Source organism: Variovorax sp. FG153 (assembly GCF_057809595.1).
This window is the reverse complement of sequence record NZ_JBMDKG010000020.1, coordinates 1-19,475: the sequence shown is the minus strand read 5'-3', so window position 1 is coordinate 19,475 and position 19,475 is coordinate 1. Positions and strand designations below refer to the sequence as shown.

Below are 19,475 nucleotides of genomic sequence, written 5' to 3'. Positions count from 1 at the left end.
GCTACTTCCAGGCCGGCTTGGGCGCGAGCTGCGCGGTGGCGCGGTCCTTCGGCCACACGACCTCGAACTCGCCGCCCTGCCATTGCGCGACGGTGCCGGGCACCGAGGCGTTCTCGCTGCCCTCGAAGCGGATCGGCCCGAGGATGGTCCCGAACTCGGTCTTCGCGATGTGCTCGCGCAGCGCCTTGCGGTCCAGCCCCACGCTGGCCACGGCCTGCTGCAGGATCTCGAGGCCGGCCCAGGCATGGCCGCTGGCCCAGCGGTCGGGCTCCTTGCCGAACTTCTTCGTGTGGGCGTCGAAATAGGCCTTGGCGCCAGGGCTGGTCTTGCCGTTCCACGAGCCCATGCCGATCACGCCCTCGGTGTTGGCGGCCATCACGTTCTTGTACAACTGGAAGGCGGTGCCGACCGAGGCATAGAAGAACTTCGGGTTGAAGCCCACCTCGCGCGCCTGGCGGCTCGCGAGGATGGTGTCGGGCGGATAGGTGATGCCGATGAAGGCATCGGGGTTCAGGTCCTTGATGCCGCGCAGCACCGGCGCCAGGTCCTTCACGCCGAGCGGATAGCTCTTGCGCTCCACCACCTGGATCTGCGTCTTCTTGAGCGCGTTGTTGAGCGCCGCGAAGTTCTCGAGGCCGAACAGGTCGTCCATGTAGACGATGGCCACGGTCTTCGCGCCCTGGGCCACCAGCAGGTCGACCAGCGCGCCCATCATCTTGTCGGGCTGCTGCAGCAGCGAGAAGAAGTAGGGCAGCCGCATGTCGATGAGCTTGCGCGACAGCGCGGTGGGCGCGAGCAGCGGGTAGCCGAAGCGGTTGGCCAGCGGCGCGACCGCGAAGTTGGCGCCCGAGCCCCAGGGCGGCAGCACCAGGTCGACCTTGTCGCTGCCCATGAGCTTCTCGAAGGTGCGCACGCAGGTCTCGGTCTCGCTGCGGTCGTCGTAGCCGATCAGCTCGATCGGACGCCTGGCGCCGCCCTTCACCGCGAGGCCGCCGGCCGCGTTGACCTGCTCGGCCCACAGCAGGTAGTTGGGCTCCTGGCTCACCTGCGCGCCCGCGGCCCAGGGACCGGTGCGGGCGATGGCATAGCCGATGCGCACCGGCGCGCCCTGCTGGGCGAACAGGCGCGGCGCCATGGCGGCGGCGCCGAGCGCGGCGGCGCCCTGGATCCAGCGGCGGCGAGGGGTGTGGAACACGGCGGTCTCCTTCGATGTTCGGGGGGTCATGCGGCGCCCGGTGCGAGCGCCCCGGCATCGTAGGAACGGCACCGCGCGAACGCTGTGCCGGCGGTGCACAAAGCGCTTGTCCCAGCGTGCAGCCGGCTAGTGGTTAACCCGCAAGGCGAGGCGGCGCCCGCGCGGCCCACAATGGGCGCCCCATCCACCCCCAATGCCTCCCGCCGCGCCATGACCGCATCGCAGTTGCTGTCGACCGACGAAGTGCCGCCGCGCGAGCGCGGCCCGGCGTGGTGCGAGTGGGTGTACCGCCACTTCGGCGGCCTGGGCTCCGACCTCTACGGCGACGAGGTGCCGTTCGACGGCCACCTGGCGGCCTCGCGCGCGGGCGACGTGATCCTCACGCGGCTGGAGGCCAACCGCCACCGGGTGCTGCGCACCGCGCGGATGGCGCGCCTGAGCGACGCGGCCTACCTGAAGATCGTGGCGCCCTGGCAGGGCTCGGCCGAGGTGGTGCAGAAGGGCCGCGCGGCGGCGGTGCGCTCGGGCGGCTGGACGCTCTACGACACCACGCTCGACTACACGGTGGCCAACCCCGAGCGCAGCGACCACCTGATCGTGATGCTGCCCAAGGAACAGCTGGCCCTGCCCTCGCTGCCGCTCGCGCAGCTGGTGGCGCGGCGCATCGGCGGCACCAGCGGCATCTCGCGCGTGGCGCTCGAGACCATGCGCAGCACCTACCAGGAGCTGCCCTCGATGAGCGAGGCGGCCGCGCGCGGCGCGGGCGAGCTGCTGATCCAGCTGGTGCGGCTGTCGCTGATGGAGCTGGCCGGCCAGCACACGCAGCAGACCCAGCGCGAGGCGCTGGCCGACCGCATCCGCCACCACGTGGCGCAGAACCTGCACGACCCGGCCCTGTCGGTCGAGGGCATCGCGCAGGCGCTGCGCTGCAGCAAGCGGCTGCTGCACGGCGCCTTCGCCGATGGCGAGGACACGCTCGCGGGCTACATCCAGCAGCAGCGGCTGGCCGCCAGCATCCGCGCGCTGCGCGACCCGGCACGCGTGGCCGAGCCCGTGACCGCCATCGCGCTCGCGGCCGGCTTCGTGAACCTCTCGCACTTCAGCCGTGTGTTCCGCGCCCACACGGGCCTGAGCCCGAGCGATTTCCGGCGCCAGGCACTCGGCTGAAGGCGGCGGTCCGCGGCGCTGCGGATAATGGTCGCCTCCCCCGCCCCACCGCAGACGCCATGACCCTGTCCGCCTACCTGCTGTTCCTGCCGGCCTGCTTCGCCATCAACATGGCGTTCGGCCCCAACAACCTGCTCTCGGTGAGCAACGGCGCGCGCTACGGCATCGCGCAGGCCGTGACCGCAGCGGCCGGCCGCCTGGTCGCCTTCGCGCTGATGATCGCGATCGCCGGCCTGGGCATGGGCGCGGTGCTGGTCGCCTCCGAGCTGGCCTTCGACATCGTCAAGTGGATCGGCGCCGCCTACCTCGTGTGGATCGGCATCCGGCTGCTGCGCGCGCCCGCGCCCGAACTGGCGCAGCAGGCGCGCGAGCTCGCGGGCCCGCCGCCGATGCGCGTGCTGGTGCGGCAGGAGTTCACCGTCGCCGCGGGCAACCCGAAGGCGATCCTGGTGTTCACCGCCTTCTTCCCGCAGTTCGTGGTGCCGGGCGCCTATGCCTCGAGCTACCTGCTGCTGGGCCTGACCTTCCTGGTCTTCGAGGTGGTGGCGATCGCGCTCTATGCGCTGCTCGGCGCGCGCATGCGCCGGCTGGCCGGCGGCAGCCGCGCGATGCGCTGGTTCAACCGCGTGAGCGGCAGCATGATGATCGGCTTCGGCTGCCTGCTGGCGTTGACGCGGCGGCCGAGCTGATCGACGCCCGCCCTCTCTTCCGGCTTCAAGCCTTCAGGTACTCGGCCTTGGTGCCGAGCCAGCGGTCGATGTGCCGCCGCGCCAGCTCGGGATGCTGCTCGAGCATGCGCGGCGCGAGCTCGCGCGCCCAGTCGAGCAGCAGCGTGTCGGTCGTGAGGTCGGCGAAGCGCAGCAGCGGCGCGCCCGACTGGCGCGCGCCGAGAAACTCCCCGGGCCCGCGGATCTCGAGGTCGCGGCGCGCGATCTCGAAGCCGTCGCTGGTCTCGGCCATCGCGCGCAGCCGCGCGCGCGCCGCCTCGCCGACGCGGCCGCTGTCGCCGGGCGCATAGAGCAGCACGCAGGCCGAGGCCGCCGCGCCGCGGCCCACGCGCCCGCGCAGCTGGTGCAGCTGCGACAGGCCGAAGCGCTCGGCATGCTCGATCACCATCAGCGAGGCATTGGGCACGTCCACGCCGACCTCGATCACCGTGGTGCTCACCAGCACGTGCATCTGGTTGGCGGTGAAGGCCGCCATCACCGCCTGCTTCTCGGCCGTGGGCATGCGCGAATGCAGCAGGCCGACGTTGACCTGCGGCCCGAGCAGGTCGGCCAGCTCGTCGCGCGTGGCGGTGGCGTTGCGCAGGTCGACCGCCTCGCTCTCCTCGATCAGCGGGCAGACCCAGTAGACCTGCCGGCCCTGCTCGATCTGCGACTGGATGCGCGCGATCACCTCGTCGCGCCGGTGCTCGGCCACCAGCCGGGTGACGATCGGCGTGCGGCCCGGCGGCAGCTCGTCGAGCGTGGAGACGTCGAGGTCGGCGTAGTAGCTCATCGCGAGCGTGCGCGGGATCGGCGTGGCGCTCATCATCAGCAGGTGCGGCTCGAGCTCGTCGCGCGCCTTGCCGCGCAGCGCCAGCCGCTGCGCCACGCCGAAGCGGTGCTGCTCGTCGATGATGGCCAGCGCGAGGTTGTGGAAGCGCACCTTCTCGGAGATCACGGCATGGGTGCCGATCACCAGCGCGGCCTCGCCGCTCTCGACCGCCGCGCCCATGGCGTCGCGCTCCTTCTTCTTCTGGCTGCCGGTGAGCCAGGCCACGCGCAGGCCGCGCTCGGCCAGCAGCGGATCGAGCCAGCCGACCAGCTTGCCGAAATGCTGGGCCGCGAGGATCTCGGTCGGCGCCATCAGCGCGCACTGGAAGCCCGCGTCGATGCAGCGCGCCGCCGCGAGCGCGGCCACCACCGTCTTGCCCGAGCCCACATCGCCCTGCAGCAGCCGGTGCATCGGCAGCTCGCGCCCGAGGTCGCGCGCGATCTCCTCGCCCACGCGCGCCTGCGCGCCGGTCAGGCCGAAGGGCAGCACGGCCAGCAGCGCGTCGTGCAGCGAGCCCTTGCCGCCGACCGGCGCGGCCGCCATGTCGAGCATCGGCGCGCGCTGCGCCGCGCGCTCCATGCGCGCCTGCATCTGCGACAGCTGCTGCGCCAGCAGCTCCTCGGCCTTGATGCGCTGCCAGGCCGGGTGGCTGTGGTCCTCGAGCGTGGCCATCGCCACGTCGGGCGTCGGGTAGTGCAGGAAGCTCAGCGCGGCGCGCAGGTCCCAGGCGCCGCGCAGGCCGATCTGCACCGGGATGGTCTCGTCGAGCACCGCGCGCGCGAGGCCCGAGCGCACCTCGCGCCGCAGCACCGGCTGCGCGAGGCCGGCCACGGTCGGATAGACCGGCGTGAGCGCCTCGGGCAGCGCGGTGCCCGCGGCCTTGACCGTGGGATGCATCATCTGCCGCCCGACGAAGCCGCCGCGCACCTCGCCGCGCACGCGCACCCGCGCGCCCACCGCGAGCTGCTTCTGCTGCGAGGGATAGAAGTTGAAGAAGCGCAGCTGGCAGGTCTCGCCGCCGTCGTCGATGGTCACGATGAGCTGGCGCCGCGGCCGGTAGGCCACCTCGGCTTCGGTCACCACGCCCTCGATCTGCGCGGTGTCGCCGTCGCGCGTGTCGGCCAGCCGCACCACCCGGGTCTCGTCCTCGTAGCGCATCGGCAGGTAGAGCGCGAAGTCGATGTCGCGCACCAGGCCGAGTTTGCGCAGCGCGCGCTGCACGACGCTGAGGCCGCTGCCCGGTGGGCCGGCCGGAGCGGCGGGTGCAGGCGTGGCGGCGCCCGGTGCGCCCGGTGCGGCGGCGGGTGTGGAGGCTTTCTTCTTGGCGGGCACGGACAGGTCTTCTAGCGTGGACGGCAAAGGTCCGTCAAGGCGCCGCGCGCATCGGGAAACATGAACTGGAAGCCGCCGTGCAGCAGCCGCGCGGGCACCACGCGCTGGCCTTCGAGCAGCAGGTCGGCCTGCTCGCCGAGCAGCAGCTTCACGGGCGCCGCGGGCGTGGGCATCCAGCAGGGGCGATGCAGCACCTCGGCCGCGACGCGCGTGAAGTCGTGCTGGCTCAGCGCCCGCGGCGCGGTCACGTTGAAGGCCTGCGCGGCCGGCGTGCCAGCTTCGCGTTCGATCTGGGTCCAGGCATGCGCGAGCGCGCGCACCAGGTCGTGCACATGCACCCACGACAGCCACTGCCGCCCGCTGCCCAGCCGCCCGCCGACACCGAGCCGCACCGGCAGCAGCAGCTGCGGCAGCGAGCCCTGGTGGCCCAGCACGAAGCCGAAGCGCATGCAGGCCACCTGCACGCCCAGCGCGACCGCGGCCTGCGCCGCCTGTTCCCAGCGCTGGCACAGGCGCGACATGAAGATGTCCTGCGGCGGCGCCTCCTCGTCGAGCGCGGTGGCATCGCCCTGCGGCTGCACGCCGTAGTAGCCGATGGCCGAGCCCGACAGCAGCAGCCAGGGCTTGCGCGGGCGCGCGGCCATCCATTCGACCAGCTGCCGCGTCAGGCCCTCGCGGCTGGCCAGCAGCTGGCGCTGGCGCCGCTCGCTCCAGCGCGCGCCGAGGATGCGCGCGCCCGCGAGGTTGACCACCACCTCGATCTCCTCGGCCGCGGGCAGCTCGGCCAGCGACTGCACGCAGCGGACCGCGCCGCCGAAGTTCCAGGCCGCCGCGCGCGCATCGCGCGTCCACACCGTGACCGCATGGCCGTCGGCCAGCAGGTGGCGCACGAGGATCTGGCCGATGAAGCCGGTGCCGCCCGTGACCAGCACGCGCCGCGGCCGCGCGCCGAAGCGCACCGGCGCCTCGGTCTCGCGCACCCGCGCCTGGCGCCGGCGCCGCAGCAGCGCGCGCGCCGCGAAGGCATCGCGCAGCCCCGACACGCCCACCCCCACGCCGCACAGCGCGAGGAAGGCGCCGAGCCAGCCCTGCGGCTGCCAGGCGAGCGCGGTCGGCTCGGCAGCCCAGCCGACGGCCGCCAGCGCGAGCAGCGCGATGAAGGCGCCCGCGTTGATCGCCAGCACCGTGTGCGTGACGCGCTCGGTGGCCGGCAGCAGGCGGCTGCGGTCCTCGACCACGAAGTCCCACAGCGTGAGCACGATCTCGACGCCGAACACCGCGAGCAGCACCCAGGCCCAGGCGCCATGCCAGGCCCAGGACGAGAGGCCGATGAACAGCAGGCAGTAGATCGACGAGCGCGTGGCATGGATCGCGAGCTCGCGCCCGGCCGAGGCGCGCCGCGGCAGCGCCTCGGTGCCCTCGTGGTGGTAGAGCGTGTCGAAGGCGCCGAGCGCGCCCTGGGCCGCCATCAGCTGCAGCGCCAGCAGGTGCGTGTCGATCATGCGGGGGCGGACACTTCCTCGAACACGCCGACCTGGGTGAAGGTGGTGCCCATCAGCGGGTGGCGGATCTCGATGCGGATGTTGAAGCGCTCGGGCGTCTCGTTGTGGTGCCAGAGGAAGGTCTTGCCGGGCGTGAGCAGGACCGGCAGCGGGATGCGCCAGCCGAGCAGCTGCCAGAAATAGCCGTCGCTCTGGAAATGCAGGCTGCCCTTCTCCACGCTGAGCACCAGCTTCATGCCCAGCCCCATGCCGACGTACTCGAGCACCTCGCCGCGCTCGCTCTCGCGCATGAAACTGGTGAACTGGATCGGCCGACGCCCGTGCAGCCGGTAGATGCGCTGCTTGTAGATCGCGGGGTCGCCGGGCTTCGCGTAGACCTGGATCTCGACCGGGAAGTCGGCGTCGCTGTAGGGGATCAGCGCGCCCTGGATCAACGGCTGCGTGAGATGGCCCAGCAGCCGGCCGAAGCGCGAGCAGCACAGCTCGCTGAGCCGGCCGCGGTAGTGCAGCGCCTTGCCGGGCGAGGGGTTCTTGTCGAAGCGGCGGCGGATGTCGGCATGCAGGCCCTGCCAGGCGGCGCCGAGGATCTTCTTGAAGAGCTCGCCCTCGGAGGGCCCGGGCGTGGACCCGGCCTCCTGCGTGACGCGCGCTGCATGTGTATCGACCATGCGGCGATTCTGCCTCGCCGGCCCTCGCCCGACCCCGCGGCGGCGCCCGGTTTTCGCGCCATGGGACAATCGCCGCCTCGCTCTCCGAACGGCCCCTCGCGGCCACCTTCTTGGAACGGGCCCGTCCGGCCCTCAAGCATCATGCGCGCCTTCACGCTCTCCGATTTCGATTTCGCCCTGCCGCCCGAGCTGGTGGCGCAACACCCGGCCACCGAACGCACCGCCTCCCGCCTGCTCGACGGCACCGGCCCCGCCCCGGCCGACCGCATCTTCCGCGACCTGCCCTCGCTGCTGCGCGAGGGCGACCTGCTGGTCTTCAACGACACCCGCGTCGTCAAGGCGCGCCTGTTCGGCGAGAAGCCGACCGGCGGCAAGCTCGAGCTGCTGGTCGAGCGCGTGCTGCAGGGGCAGGAGGTGGTGGCCCACATGAAGGTCAGCAAGAAGCCGCCCGTGGGCACCACGCTGCAAATGGTCGGCGGCTTCCGCGCCACCCTGCTCGGCCGCTGGCCCGAGGAGGACGGCGCCCTGTTCCGCTTCGCCTTCGAGAGCGACAGCGGCGAGAACCCCTACCTGCTGATGGAGCGCTGCGGCCACGTGCCGCTGCCCCCCTACATCACGCACGACGACTCGGCCGAGGACGAGCGCCGCTACCAGACCGTGTTCGCGCGCGTGCCCGGCGCCGTGGCCGCGCCCACCGCCGCGCTGCACTTCGACGAGGGCCTGCTGGCCGCGCTCGAGGCACGCGGCGTGCGGCGCGCCAACGTCACGCTGCACGTGGGCGCCGGCACCTTCCAGCCCGTGAAGACCGAGAACATCGCCGAGCACACCATGCACGCCGAACGCTACGAGGTGCCCGAGGCCACGCAGCGCGCCATCGCCGAATGCAAGGCGCGCGGCGGCCGCATCGTGGCCGTGGGCACGACCACCGTGCGCACGCTCGAGTCGTGGGCGAAGAGCGGCGAGGCCGCGGGCGACACCCGCATCTTCATCACGCCGGGCTTCGCCTTCGCGCACGTCGACCTGCTGATCACCAACTTCCACCTGCCCAAGAGCACGCTGATGATGCTGGTCTCGGCCCTCGCGGGCTACGAGCGCGTGATGGCGCTGTATGCGCACGCCATCGCGCAGCGCTACCGCTTCTTCAGCTATGGCGATGCGATGCTGCTCGCGCGCCAACCGAGAACAGAGGACTGACCCCCATGCTGAACTTCGAACTCCTCAAGACCGACCCCGACAGCCACGCGCGCCGCGCCACGCTCACGCTCAACCACGGCGTGGTGCAGACGCCGATCTTCATGCCCGTGGGCACCTACGGCACCGTCAAGGGCGTGATGCCTCGCAGCCTCGAGGAGATGGGCGCGCAGATCATCCTGGGCAACACCTTCCACCTGTGGATGCGCCCGGGCCTGGACGTGATGCAGAGCTTCGGCGGGCTGCACCAATTCGAGAAGTGGAACAAGCCGATCCTCACCGACTCGGGCGGCTTCCAGGTCTGGTCGCTGGGCGCGATGCGCAAGATCAGCGAGGAAGGCGTGAAGTTCGCGTCGCCGGTCAACGGCGACAAGCTGTTCCTCACGCCCGAGGTCTCGATGCAGATCCAGACCATCCTCAACAGCGACATCGTGATGCAGTTCGACGAGTGCACGCCCTACGACACCAAGGGCCACATCACGACCGAGGCCGAGGCACGCATCTCGATGGAACTGAGCCTGCGCTGGGCCAGGCGCTGCCAGGCCGAGTTCGAGCGGTTGCAGAACCCGAACGCGCTGTTCGGCATCGTGCAGGGCGGCATGTACGAGAACCTGCGCGAGGAATCGCTGGCGGCGCTGGTCGACATGGACTTCCCCGGCTACGCCATCGGCGGCGTGAGCGTGGGCGAGCCCAAGGAGGAGATGCTGCACATCATGGGCCACACGCCGCACCGGCTGCCCGCGAACAAGCCGCGCTACCTGATGGGCGTGGGCACGCCCGAGGACCTGGTGCAGGGCGTGGCCGACGGCGTCGACATGTTCGACTGCGTGATGCCCACGCGCAATGCGCGCAACGGCACGCTGTTCACGCGCTTCGGCGACCTCAAGATGCGCAACGCGCGCCACAAGAGCGACCCGCAGCCGATCGATCCGAGCTGCACCTGCCACGCCTGCGCGGGCACATCGGGCGTGAGCTGGAACGACGGCGGGCGCGAGGGCTTCAGCCGCGCCTACCTGCATCATCTCGACCGCTGCGGCGAGATGCTCGGGCCGATGCTCACGACCATCCACAACCTGCACTACTACCTGAACCTGATGCGCGAGATCCGCGAGGCGCTCGACGCGGGAACGTTCACGGAATTCCGCGCGCGCTTCAAGTCGGAGCGCGCGCTGGGCGTCTGAGACGCGACGGGCGTTCCGCGCTAACCTCGCGGGCTTCCAGGCTGTCGTCTTCCACGCCCATGAGCACCGCACCCTCGCCCTATACCGCGCGCTATCCCTCGCTCGCCGAGCGCACCGTCTTCATCTCGGGCGGCGCGAGCGGCATCGGCGAGTCGCTGGTGCGGGCCTTCCATGCGCAGGGCGCGAAGGTCGGCTTCTGCGACATCGACAGCACCGCGGGCCAGGCGCTCGCGGGCCAGCTGCGCGGCGAGCATCCCGCGCTGTTCCTGCCCTGCGACGTGACCGACACGGCCGCGCTGGGCGCCACCATCGACGCGGTGCGCTCGCACTTCGGACCGGTGGGCGTGCTGCTCAACAACGCGGCCAACGACCGCCGCCACGAGATGGCCGACGTCACCGACGAGGACTTCGACCGGCTGGTGGCCGTGAACCTCAAGCACCAGTTCTTCGCCGCGCAGGCGGTGGCGCCCGACATGCGCGCGCTGGGCGGCGGCTCGATCGTCAACTTCGGCTCGGTCAGCTGGATGATGAAGGGCCGCGGCTACCCGGTCTACCAGGCCTGCAAGGCCGCGGTGCGCGGCCTCACGCGCTCGCTGGCGCGCGACCTGGGCAAAGAGAACATCCGCGTCAACACGATCGTGCCGGGCTGGGTGATGACCGAGCGGCAGCTGCGGCTGTGGGTCAAGCCCGAGTCGGGCGCGGAGATCGACGCGGCCCAGTGCCTGCCGGGCCGCGTGATGGGCGAGGACATCGCGGCGATGGCGCTGTTCCTGGGTGCCGACGATTCGCGCATGTGCACGGCGCAGGACTACGTGGTGGACGCGGGCTGGACCTGAGCGCCATCTCGCACCGCCAAAAGAAAAAGCCCGGCACTGCCGGGCTTTTTTTGCTGGACGCGGGCCGCGCGCGGATCAGTCGCGCAGTTCGGCCGGCACCTTGCCGCCGTTGGCCGCCAGCTTGGTCATGACCTGGCGGTGCAGCCAGATGTTCATCTTGGCGCTGTCGCTGGTGTCGGCGCCGTAGCTCAGTTCGGCCGCGAGCTGCTTGCGCGCGTCGAGGCTGCTGTCCAGGCCCAGCAGCTTCATCAGGTCGACGATGGAGGTGCGCCAGTTGAGCTGCTTCGCGCCCGGCATGCCGTCGAGCAGGGCCTCGACGTCGACCACCGTGATGGCCGGCGGCGGTGCGGCGGCGGCCGGGGCACCCGCGGGTGCCGGTGCGGCGGGGGCAGCGGGTGCCGTGGCCGGCGGTTGCGCGGCCTGCGCGGACGGGAAGATCTTGGAAAGGATGCTGCCGAAGATGCTCATTGCGCGTACTCCTTCGAGATGAGACGGGGGACGGACCGGGGCTGCGGCCGCGAATGCGGCGCAGCGGGCGGTTGTAGCACGAGCGCGTGACCGCCCTCCTCAGGCCGCGGGTTGCGGCGGGGTCCGGGGCGTGAAGGATTTCGCGTCCGGCTCCGACGATGCGGCCGAGGCACCGCAGGCATGGCAGAAGCGCGAGAAGGCACTCTTGCGCGTCTCGCAGACCTCGCAGTGGTCGTGCAGGCCGATGCCGCAGTGCGGGCAGAAGTCGATGGCGGTGTTCTTCAGGTCCACCGGCCGCTCGCAGCCGGGGCACACGCCCTTGTCGAGCCGCGCCAGCGCGGTGTCGTAGCTCAGTTCCTCGCGCCGCACCTGGTCGGGCTGCTGCTCGGCCAGCTTCTGGCGCGCGAGGTAGTTGTTGAGCGCGACGATCGCGTAGCGCCCCACCAGCACCGTGATCACGATGCCCACCGCGTAGCGCACGTAGCCGCCGTAGCTCGGCAGGTAGGGCACGAGTTCGACGAAGAAGGCGAACAGCGCGAACAGGATGAAGCCCCAGACGAAGGGCCACCAGGTGCTCTTGCGCTTCTTCACGAACAGCCAGCCCGCGATCACCAACAGCGGCAGCGTGAGCGCGAGCCGGTAGGCGAACACGCGCAGCTCGATGCGGCGGTACTCGGCGTCGAGCTTGAGCTGCGCGTCGCGCTCCAGCTCGGCCAGCGCGGTGCGCGCGCGCTGCTCGGCCTGGCGCGCGTCGAGCATGCGCTGCTGCTGCGCGTTGACCTGGCGCTGCACCGCCTCCTCCTTCTGCTTGATGGCGTCGAGCGCCTTGGTGCGCGCGATCAGCTCGGGATCCTGGTCGGGCTGCGCGGTGGCGCGGCGCGTGGCGATCCAGTTGCCGAAGGTCTCGCGTGCATTGGCGCCGGCCTGCTGCGCGGCCTGCAGCTGCAGCCGGATCTGGTCGAGGTCGCGCGAGGCCTGCAGCTCGGCCGCCTCCGAGGCCTTGACGGTGGCGCGCAGCGGATCGGCCGCGCGGTGGTCGATGAAGTCCTCGATGGTGCGCACGCGCTCGACCTGCGGCAGGTCGCCCACGATGGTGCTGCCCAGCCCGATCAGGAAGCCCGCGAACACCAGCGCCACCAGCCAGAGGCCGCGGCGGAACCATTTCTCGGAGAGGCGCAGGGATTTGCTCATGTCGTCGTTCCTTCCATTCTTCTCGTGCGGGCCGTGCTCACAGCTTGAACGCCACCGGCGCCGCGCCCAGGCCCGCGCGCTGCAGCCATTCGAACACCGAATCGACGGTCACGGTCTCGATGCGGTCCGAGAAGCGCTTGTCGTTGGGATGGTCGTCGAAGGCGATGTTGGCCGAGCCGATGCGCCCGCCCAGGCGGGTCAGCGGGCCAAGCTTCAAGGTGGTGGGCTCGTAGCCCTTGAACTGCAGCCAGGCCTGCGCCTGCGAGCGATTGGCGATGGTGGCGGGCTCCATCGCGGCGGCCAGCGTCTCGAGCGCCCACTGGTTCGACTGCTGGTACTTGCGGCCCCAGGCGTAGCTGACGACGCTGTAGGGCGCGACATGCAGCCGCACCAGGCGCGGCGTCGGCTCCTGCAGCGCGGCCAGCAACTGCGCCTGCACCTGCGGCGTGGGCACGACCCAGGCGGTCTCGTAGCGCCAGAGGTCGTCGAGGAAGAACTCGCCGAGCCCCTGCCGATAGACCGCCGCCACCGCGGTGCCGCACTGGTTGAGCTTGTGCACCACGCGCCACGGGCCGGCCTCGGTCTTGTAGGCCAGGCCGAGGTGCGAGTAGCGCAGGCCGTACTTGCTCAGGTCCTGGCCGGCGCGCGCCAGCACGACGACGCGCGCGCCGCTGGCATCGAGCTGCTGCGAGGTGCGTTCGGCCAGCTCCATGCCCTTGGCGATCAGCGCGGCGCCGGGCTTGACCTGCTCGCACGAGCGGCCGGCCTGCGCCTGCGTCGCCGCGGCGGCCACGGCGAACGCGGCCAGCGCCAGGAAAGCGGCGCGCTTCACGACAGCCTCTCGTTGGCCAGCAGCGCACGGCCGATGGCGTTGGGCACGAAGGCCAGCACCTCGCCCGCGGCCGAGAGCACGACGCCGGTGCCGATCACGCTGACGACGATGGCGGTGCCGACCGCGGTCGAGGCGCCCTGCGCCACGCGGCCCGCCACCTTGACGCTGGCGCGCGCGCCGTCGGCGGCGCGTTCGAGCACGTAGACCGTGCCGTCGGCCGAGGCCTCGACGGCGACCACGGTCAGGATCGAGCCGCCGACCGAGAGCGCGGCCGGCACTTCGCTGGCCTTGGCGGCCGAGGCGCCGGCGGCACCGACCGCGGAGGCGCCGACCAGCACCGAGGCCACGGGCAGCATCGACAGCGCGATGGAGGCATCGCTCTGGGCGCGGGCCACGGGCGCCGCGAGCGCGGCGAAGGCGGTGCAGGCGGCCACGAGGACGGTGGCCAGGGACTTGCGGGCGAAAGCGGTGTTCATGATCGGACTCCTTGCGTGCCGGGTGCGGGCGGTCATTCGGCGGCCGGGGCCTGGGCGGCTTCGACGCGGGCGGCGTGGCGGCCTTGCAGGCGGGCTTCGGCGAGGTCGGCCTCGTGGCGGTCGCGCAGGGTCTTGGCCAGCGTGAAGGCCGAGCTGATCAGGAACAGCCAGCTCACGCCCAGGAAGGCCTTGTAGGTGTCGTTGATCTCCATGCGCAGCAGGCCCCAGCCGGTCAGCAGCATCGCGACGAAGAAGCTGCCCCAGACGACCAGCTTCCACATCGGCAGGTCGCGGCCGGCGGCATGCTGGTTGTCGCGCACGAACTTCGACAGCACGAAGGCCGTGCTCAGGCAGAACACATAGCCCATCACCATGAAGGCCCGGTCCAGTGCCTCGCCCGGCAGCCAGCTCAGGCCGGTCGCGCAGAGGAAGACGGCGATCGCGAAGGACGCCCAGACCTGGAACTGCCAGGCCCGCGTGTCGCGCTGGACCGGAGCGGTGGTGATGGTGTTGGCTATATGGGTTTGCATGAGTGCCTCGCGGCGTAGTGAAGGTGGGCGGATGATGGTCCGCCCCCGCGCCGCGGGACTCGAATGATTCGACCGGTTCAGCGTTTCGGCTCCGGCGGTATCTCCAACGGATACTTTTCGGGGTATCTCGCCCCCAAAGAGAAAGGCCGCCCGAAGGCGGCCCGTGTCCGTGCGCGCGGTCCCGGATTCAGGGCTGCAGCAGCCCGCCCACGCGCTGCTGCAGCAGCTCGGGCCGCACCTCGGCCGGCGCCACCGGTGCGCCGACGTTGAGGCCCACGCGGCTGAAGAAGCCGCGGCGGAAGGGCTTGACCATCGCCACCGGCTCGCCGCCGCGCAGCTCGATGCGGCTGAAGAACGAGCCCCAGAGGTTGGTCAGCGCCATCGGGATCACGGGCGGCTCGATGCCCTCGGCGCGCGCGCCGTCCACGATCTTCATCACGCCGCCCTTGAAGGGCTGCAGCGCGCCGTCGCGCGTGATCGCGCCCTCGGGGAAGATCGCCAGCAGGTCGCCCTCGCGCAGCACGCCGAGCGCCTTGGCGAAGGCCGCCTCGTAGGCCGCCGGGTCTTCCTTCTGCGGCGCGATCGGGATCGCCTTGGCGAGCTTGAACAGCCAGCCGAGCACCGGCACCTTGAAGATGCGGTGGTCCATGATGAAGCGGATCGGCCGCGGGCTCGCGGCCATCAGCAGCACCGCGTCGATGAAGCTCACGTGGTTGCACACCAGCACGGCCGGGCCCTCGACGGGGATGTGTTCGTCGCCCTTGATGTCGAAGCGGTAGACGAAGCGCGACAGCACCCAGGCCACGAAGCGCAGCAGGTACTCGGGCACCAGCATGAAGATGTAGAAGGCCACCACCGCGTTGGCGATGCCGGTGAACAGGAAGATCTGCGGGATGGTGAAGCCCGCGCCCAGCAGCGCGCCCGCGATCACCGAGCTGCCGATCATGAACAGGGCATTGAGGATGTTGTTGGCCGCGATGATGCGCGCGCGGTGCGTGGGCTGGCTGCGCAGCTGGATCAGCGCGTACATCGGCACGCTGTAGAGGCCCGCGAACAGCGACAGCAGCGCCAGGTCGGCCATCACCCGCCAGTGCGCGCTCTGGTGCAGGAAGGCGCCGAGCCCCATCTCGGGCACCGCGGGCAGGCCGCGCGCGGCGAAGTACAGGTCGATCGCGAACACGCTCATGCCGATGGCGCCCAGCGGCACCAGCCCGATCTCGACCTGGCGCCGGCTCAGCGTCTCGCACAGCAGCGAGCCGACGCCGATGCCGATCGAGAACACCACCAGCAGCAGCGAGGCGACCTGCTCGTTGCCGTGCAGCACCTCCTTGGCGAAGCTCGGGAACTGGCTCAGGAACACGGCGCCGAAGAACCACATCCACGAGATGCCCAGCAGCGAGCGGAACACTACGATGTTCTCGTGCGCGAGCTTGAGGTTGCGCCAGGTCTCGCTGACCGGGTTCCAGTTGACGACCAGTTTCGGATCGGTGGCGGGCACCGGCGGGATCGCCTGCGCCACGGCGCGCCCGGCCAGCGCCAGGGCCACGCAGGCGACGGCCACGCTCAGGTGGCCGATCTGCGGCACCGCCACCAGCAGGCCGCCGGCCACCTGGCCCAGCAGGATCGCGATGAAGGTGCCCATCTCGACCATGCCGTTGCCGCCCGTGAGCTCGCGCGCGTCGAGCACCTGCGGCAGGTAGGCGAACTTGACCGGGCCGAACAGGGTGGAGTGCAGGCCCATGAGGAAGACGCAGCCCAGCAGGATCACCGCGTCGGCGCGCACGAAGCCCCAGGCCGCGATCAGCATGATCGCGATCTCGAGGTTCTTGACGAAGCGGATCATCTTCGTCTTGTCGAACTTGTCGGTGAGCTGGCCCGCGGTGGCCGAGAACAGCAGGAACGGCAGGATGAACAGCGCGCCGATCACCAGCCCCGCCATCGAGGGCTGCATCCAGCTGAGCTGCAGCTGGTAGGTCACCATCACGGTGAAGGCGAACTTGAACAGGTTGTCGTTCGCCGCGCCCGCGAACTGGGTCCAGAAGAAGGGCGCGAAACGCCGCTGGCCGAGCAGCGCGAACTGGTTGGCGTGGGCATTCGCCTCGGGCGGGGCAGCGGCGGGCGTGGTCATTCGGAAGCTTCTCCTCTTGGCGGCTCCGCGCGGCCCCCGGCGGGGAACGCTCGCGGGGCCGGGGGCTGTCGTCAGGCCGTCAGGGCGGCCGCGCCGGGATTGTGCCGCAGGGCCACGGCGCGCCAGCCGCTGTCGAGCCGCTTGAGCGCGGCCAGCACCGGCAGCGCGGCCAGGGCGGCGCACAGGTGCTTGAGCGTGTGGCCCGAGATCACGCCGTGCGTGGCCTCGTAGATCGGCTGGTCGGCCAGCTCGAAGGCCTTGGCCAGCACGTAGGCCGCGATCACCCAGCCCAGGCGCAGGCCGACGGCGCCGGGCATCGGCCGCGACAGCGCCAGCGTGAGCACCAGCGCCATGCCGCCGAACTGCACCAGCGCCCAGGGCAGCACGTTGCCGGTCTCCTGCGCGATCTCGGCCGACAGCAGGCCGGTGGTGAGCACGAACCAGGCGGCCGGCCAGCCGGCGCGCTGGCTCACGCGCTCGCAGACCGCCACCCCGATCAGGCCGGCGAAGGCGACCGCCATGCCGGCGCGGTCGGCCGCCAGCCGCGGCGCGTCGGGCGCCAGGTGATAGAAGGCCGAGCCGGCGGCGGTGGCGATCAGGCCGGCGAAGAAAAGCCAGGCGCAGTCGAGCGTGTTGTCGGGCGGATCGCTGGCCGGCGGCGCGAGCGGGAAGCCGGCCAGCGCCTCGTGGTGCGCGCGGTCGATGCGGTTGAGCCAGTACAGGCCCCAGCAGCCCATGAGGACGAAGGGCAGGTTGCTCAGCACGTCCATGGCGTTGGGCAGGCCGTGCCAGGAACGGGTGTCGGCGAAGACCAGGGCGATCGCGACCTCGGCGGCCGGCAGCGCCGGGCCGACGATGCCGATCAGGAGCAGCAGGCCCAGGAAGAAGGCCAGGCCACGTTCGCGGCGTGTCAGGGAGTGGAGGAGCATGTCTGTTCTCGAAGTTGGGTGATGGCGGGATGGCCGATCGGTTGGCGGGCGGAATTTAGTTGCCAGCCTCTCCCCAGGCATCGAGAATCGATACGAGGCACTATTTCACACCCATCGGTATCTCCAACCGATACCCAACCGGAACCCCGTCACCTTCATGAGTACCACCGTCGACCTCGTCCAGGCCCTGAAGAACGAACTCAAGAGCGCCCGCATGACCTACGCCGACCTGGCGCGCTCGCTCGACATGGCCGAGTCCAGCGTCAAGCGGATGCTGGCCAAGAGCGACATGCCGCTGTCGCGCGTGGACGCCATCTGCCGCGCGCTGAAGATCGATTTCGCCGAGCTGGCGCGGCGCGTGGCCGACGCCCAGCCGCTGCTCAAGGAACTGACGCACGAGCAGGAGAAGGCCGTGGTCAAGGACAAGAAGCTGCTGCTGGTGGCGATCAGCGTGCTGAGCCAGTGGACGCTGGAGCAGATCGTGACGGCCTACCGGATCAGCGAGGCCGAGTGCATCGGCTTCCTGGCCCAGCTCGACCGCATCGGGATCATCGAGCTGCGGCCGCTGAACCGGTATCGCCTGAAGCTCGCCAAGACCTTCCGCTGGCGCCCGCACGGGCCGGTGATGGAGTTCTTCCGCGAGAACGTGGTGCTCGACTACTACCGCGGCGGCTTCGACGGCCCGGCCGAGGGCCTGCTGCTGGTGCACGGCTCGATCAGCCGTTCGCTGGCGCCGGCCTTCCTGGAGCGGCTGCAGCGCGTGGCGCAGGACTTCGCGCAGCAGCACCAGACCGACCAGAAGCTGTCGCCCAAGGACCGCGAGGGCTACACGCTGCTCTTGGGGATGCGCAACTGGGAGTTCGAGCTGTTCACGCGGCTGCGGCGGGCCTGAGCCCGGGCCGCCGGGGTCAGGCCTTGGCGGCTTCGAGCGTGTCGCGCGTGGTCCGCGCCGCGGCGCGCGCGGCCTCGGCGAAATCGTCGCCCGACGAGGCGTAGATGATCGCGCGCGAGGAGTTCACGACGATCGGCGCGTCGGCGCGCCAGCCGGCGCGCACGGTGGCGGCCGCGTCGCCGCCCTGGGCGCCGACGCCCGGGATCAGCAGCGGCACCGTTGGCGCCAGCGCGCGCACGCGCTCGATCTCGGCCGGGTAGGTGGCGCCGACCACGAGGCCGAGCTGGCCGTTGAGGTTCCACGGCCCCTGCGCCAGCCGCGCCACGTGCTCGTAGAGGAAGGGCTGGCCCTCGACGCTCGCCAGCCGCTGGCCCTGCAGGTCGGAACCGCCGGGGTTGCTGGTGCGGCACAGCAGGAAGGCGCCCTTGCCGTGATGGCGCAGGTAGGGCTCGACCGAGTCGAAGCCCATGAAGGGCGAGAGCGTGACCGCGTCGGCGCCGTAGCGCTCGAAGGCCTCGATGGCGTACTGCTCGGCGGTGGAGCCGATGTCGCCGCGCTTGGCGTCGAGGATGGTCGGCACCTGGGGCGCGTTGCGGCGCATGTGCTCCATGAGCCGTTCGAGCTGGTCCTCGGCGCGGTGGGCCGCGAAGTAGGCGATCTGCGGCTTGAAGGCGATGGCGAGGTCGGCCGTGGCGTCGACGATGCGGGCGCAGAAGTCGTAGATGCGGCGCGCGTCGCCCTTGAGCTGCCCCGGGAACTTCGCCGGCTCCGGATCGAGCCCCACGCAGAGCAACGAACCGTTTGTTTGCTGCGCGGCGGCAAGCTTGTCGAGGAAAGTCATGGGGGCGATTTTAAAGGGCCCCCCCGGCCCGGCTCAGCCCGCCTCGGGCTGCTGCTGCGCGGCCGCCAGGCACAGGTCGGCCCAGGCGCGGCCCTTGTCGACCGGATTGCGCAGCAGGTAGGCCGGGTGGTAGGTGGCGACCACCGGCACGCCCGCCAGCTGCGCCGCCTGGCCGACCCGGCCGCGCAGCTTGCCCAGCGGCTCGCCGCTTTGCATCAGCCCCTGCGCGGCCAGCGGACCCATGGCCAGCACCAGCCGGGGCGCGAGCGCCGCGGTGTGTTCGGCGAAGGCCTCGTCGAGCGGGCGCGGGCCGCCGGGCTGGCCCGAGGCCACGCCGCGGTGCAGGCGCATCAGGTGCACCGGCGTGCCGCCCTCGTGCAGCTTGAGCGCGCGCAGCATGTTGTCGAGCAGCCGGCCGGCATCGCCCGCGAAGGGTTCGCCATGGCGGCCGTCGGCCTCGGGCGGCATGTCGGCCAGCACCAGCCAGCCGCCCTGCGGCGCAACGCCCTCGGCGGCGTCGGCATAGAGGCGGCGCGGCGCCTCGACCAGCACGGCCGCGCCGTGGCCGGCGGGAACC

General features: G+C 71.3%; 19 protein-coding genes. 6 read left to right on the top strand and 13 right to left on the bottom strand.

Annotation, left to right across the window (positions count from 1 at the left end; all coding sequences use genetic code 11):
• Position 1 precedes the first annotated feature (1 nt).
• On the bottom strand, positions 2-1,135 hold the full coding sequence (locus ACODT0_RS21350; RefSeq protein WP_261213089.1) for an amino acid ABC transporter substrate-binding protein: 1,134 nt from the start codon (positions 1,133-1,135) through the stop codon (positions 2-4).
• Positions 1,136-1,405: 270 nt separating this feature from the next.
• Here ACODT0_RS21350 and ACODT0_RS21345 point away from each other — a divergent pair, with 270 nt between their 5' ends.
• Positions 1,406-2,362, top strand: coding sequence for an AraC-like ligand-binding domain-containing protein (locus ACODT0_RS21345; RefSeq protein ID WP_489042214.1), 957 nt, complete (start codon positions 1,406-1,408; stop codon positions 2,360-2,362).
• A 59-nt stretch (positions 2,363-2,421) separates the two neighbouring features.
• Complete coding sequence (locus tag ACODT0_RS21340; protein WP_208509744.1) at positions 2,422-3,051, top strand: LysE family translocator; 630 nt, start codon at positions 2,422-2,424, stop codon at positions 3,049-3,051.
• A 25-nt stretch (positions 3,052-3,076) separates the two neighbouring features.
• Here ACODT0_RS21340 and recG read toward each other — a convergent pair whose 3' ends face one another.
• Genes recG through ACODT0_RS21325 form a run of 3 tightly spaced genes read right to left on the bottom strand, consistent with a single transcriptional unit; the run spans position 3,077 to position 7,403 of the window.
• Positions 3,077-5,233 (bottom strand): ATP-dependent DNA helicase RecG, encoded by a 2,157-nt coding sequence (recG, locus tag ACODT0_RS21335; RefSeq protein WP_489042213.1) that lies wholly within the window; start codon positions 5,231-5,233, stop codon positions 3,077-3,079.
• An 11-nt stretch (positions 5,234-5,244) separates the two neighbouring features.
• Positions 5,245-6,735: a TIGR01777 family oxidoreductase gene (locus ACODT0_RS21330; RefSeq protein WP_489042212.1), complete on the bottom strand. Its 1,491-nt coding sequence runs from the start codon at positions 6,733-6,735 to the stop codon at positions 5,245-5,247.
• Complete coding sequence (locus tag ACODT0_RS21325; protein ID WP_489042211.1) at positions 6,732-7,403, bottom strand: DUF4166 domain-containing protein; 672 nt, start codon at positions 7,401-7,403, stop codon at positions 6,732-6,734. The genes ACODT0_RS21330 and ACODT0_RS21325 overlap by 4 nt, the downstream gene beginning before the upstream one ends.
• A gap of 141 nt (positions 7,404-7,544) precedes the next feature.
• On the opposite strand from ACODT0_RS21325, the gene queA reads away from it, so the two are divergent.
• Genes queA through ACODT0_RS21310 form a run of 3 tightly spaced genes read left to right on the top strand, consistent with a single transcriptional unit; the run spans position 7,545 to position 10,611 of the window.
• Positions 7,545-8,597: a tRNA preQ1(34) S-adenosylmethionine ribosyltransferase-isomerase QueA gene (gene queA, locus ACODT0_RS21320; protein WP_057596193.1), complete on the top strand. Its 1,053-nt coding sequence runs from the start codon at positions 7,545-7,547 to the stop codon at positions 8,595-8,597.
• Between the two features lie 5 nt (positions 8,598-8,602).
• A complete protein-coding gene (tgt, locus tag ACODT0_RS21315; protein WP_489042210.1) occupies positions 8,603-9,775 on the top strand; it encodes a tRNA guanosine(34) transglycosylase Tgt in 1,173 nt (390 codons plus the stop codon).
• A gap of 59 nt (positions 9,776-9,834) precedes the next feature.
• A complete protein-coding gene (locus ACODT0_RS21310; protein ID WP_489042209.1) occupies positions 9,835-10,611 on the top strand; it encodes an SDR family NAD(P)-dependent oxidoreductase in 777 nt (258 codons plus the stop codon).
• Positions 10,612-10,686: 75 nt separating this feature from the next.
• Here the strand turns inward: ACODT0_RS21310 and ACODT0_RS21305 are convergent, their stop codons facing one another.
• The 7 genes from ACODT0_RS21305 to ACODT0_RS21275 form a co-directional block, all read right to left on the bottom strand.
• Positions 10,687-11,079 carry a DUF3597 domain-containing protein gene (locus ACODT0_RS21305; protein ID WP_057596196.1) on the bottom strand — a complete coding sequence of 131 codons (393 nt, stop codon included), beginning with the start codon at positions 11,077-11,079 and terminating at the stop codon, positions 10,687-10,689.
• 99 nt (positions 11,080-11,178) lie between these two features.
• Positions 11,179-12,270: a zinc ribbon domain-containing protein gene (locus tag ACODT0_RS21300; RefSeq protein WP_057596197.1), complete on the bottom strand. Its 1,092-nt coding sequence runs from the start codon at positions 12,268-12,270 to the stop codon at positions 11,179-11,181.
• A 37-nt stretch (positions 12,271-12,307) separates the two neighbouring features.
• Positions 12,308-13,102: a DUF2145 domain-containing protein gene (locus ACODT0_RS21295; protein WP_057596198.1), complete on the bottom strand. Its 795-nt coding sequence runs from the start codon at positions 13,100-13,102 to the stop codon at positions 12,308-12,310.
• Complete coding sequence (locus tag ACODT0_RS21290; protein ID WP_172705682.1) at positions 13,099-13,578, bottom strand: hypothetical protein; 480 nt, start codon at positions 13,576-13,578, stop codon at positions 13,099-13,101. The genes ACODT0_RS21295 and ACODT0_RS21290 overlap by 4 nt, the downstream gene beginning before the upstream one ends.
• Before the next feature lie 32 nt (positions 13,579-13,610).
• Entirely contained in the window at positions 13,611-14,108 is a 498-nt protein-coding gene (locus ACODT0_RS21285; protein ID WP_479671072.1) for a YiaA/YiaB family inner membrane protein, read from the bottom strand.
• Positions 14,109-14,295: 187 nt separating this feature from the next.
• Complete coding sequence (locus tag ACODT0_RS21280; RefSeq protein WP_489042208.1) at positions 14,296-16,236, bottom strand: MFS transporter; 1,941 nt, start codon at positions 16,234-16,236, stop codon at positions 14,296-14,298.
• A 71-nt stretch (positions 16,237-16,307) separates the two neighbouring features.
• Positions 16,308-17,165, bottom strand: coding sequence for a hypothetical protein (locus tag ACODT0_RS21275; protein ID WP_057596202.1), 858 nt, complete (start codon positions 17,163-17,165; stop codon positions 16,308-16,310).
• A gap of 157 nt (positions 17,166-17,322) precedes the next feature.
• Here ACODT0_RS21275 and ACODT0_RS21270 point away from each other — a divergent pair, with 157 nt between their 5' ends.
• Positions 17,323-18,057 carry a helix-turn-helix domain-containing protein gene (locus ACODT0_RS21270; RefSeq protein WP_057596203.1) on the top strand — a complete coding sequence of 245 codons (735 nt, stop codon included), beginning with the start codon at positions 17,323-17,325 and terminating at the stop codon, positions 18,055-18,057.
• Between the two features lie 16 nt (positions 18,058-18,073).
• Here ACODT0_RS21270 and pyrF read toward each other — a convergent pair whose 3' ends face one another.
• Both pyrF and ACODT0_RS21260 read right to left on the bottom strand, forming a co-directional pair.
• On the bottom strand, positions 18,074-18,898 hold the full coding sequence (gene pyrF, locus ACODT0_RS21265) for an orotidine-5'-phosphate decarboxylase (RefSeq protein WP_413762052.1): 825 nt from the start codon (positions 18,896-18,898) through the stop codon (positions 18,074-18,076).
• A gap of 33 nt (positions 18,899-18,931) precedes the next feature.
• Positions 18,932-19,475, bottom strand: a 544-nt coding sequence (locus ACODT0_RS21260) for a uracil-DNA glycosylase family protein (protein ID WP_489042207.1), incomplete at its 5' end; no start/stop codon positions are given.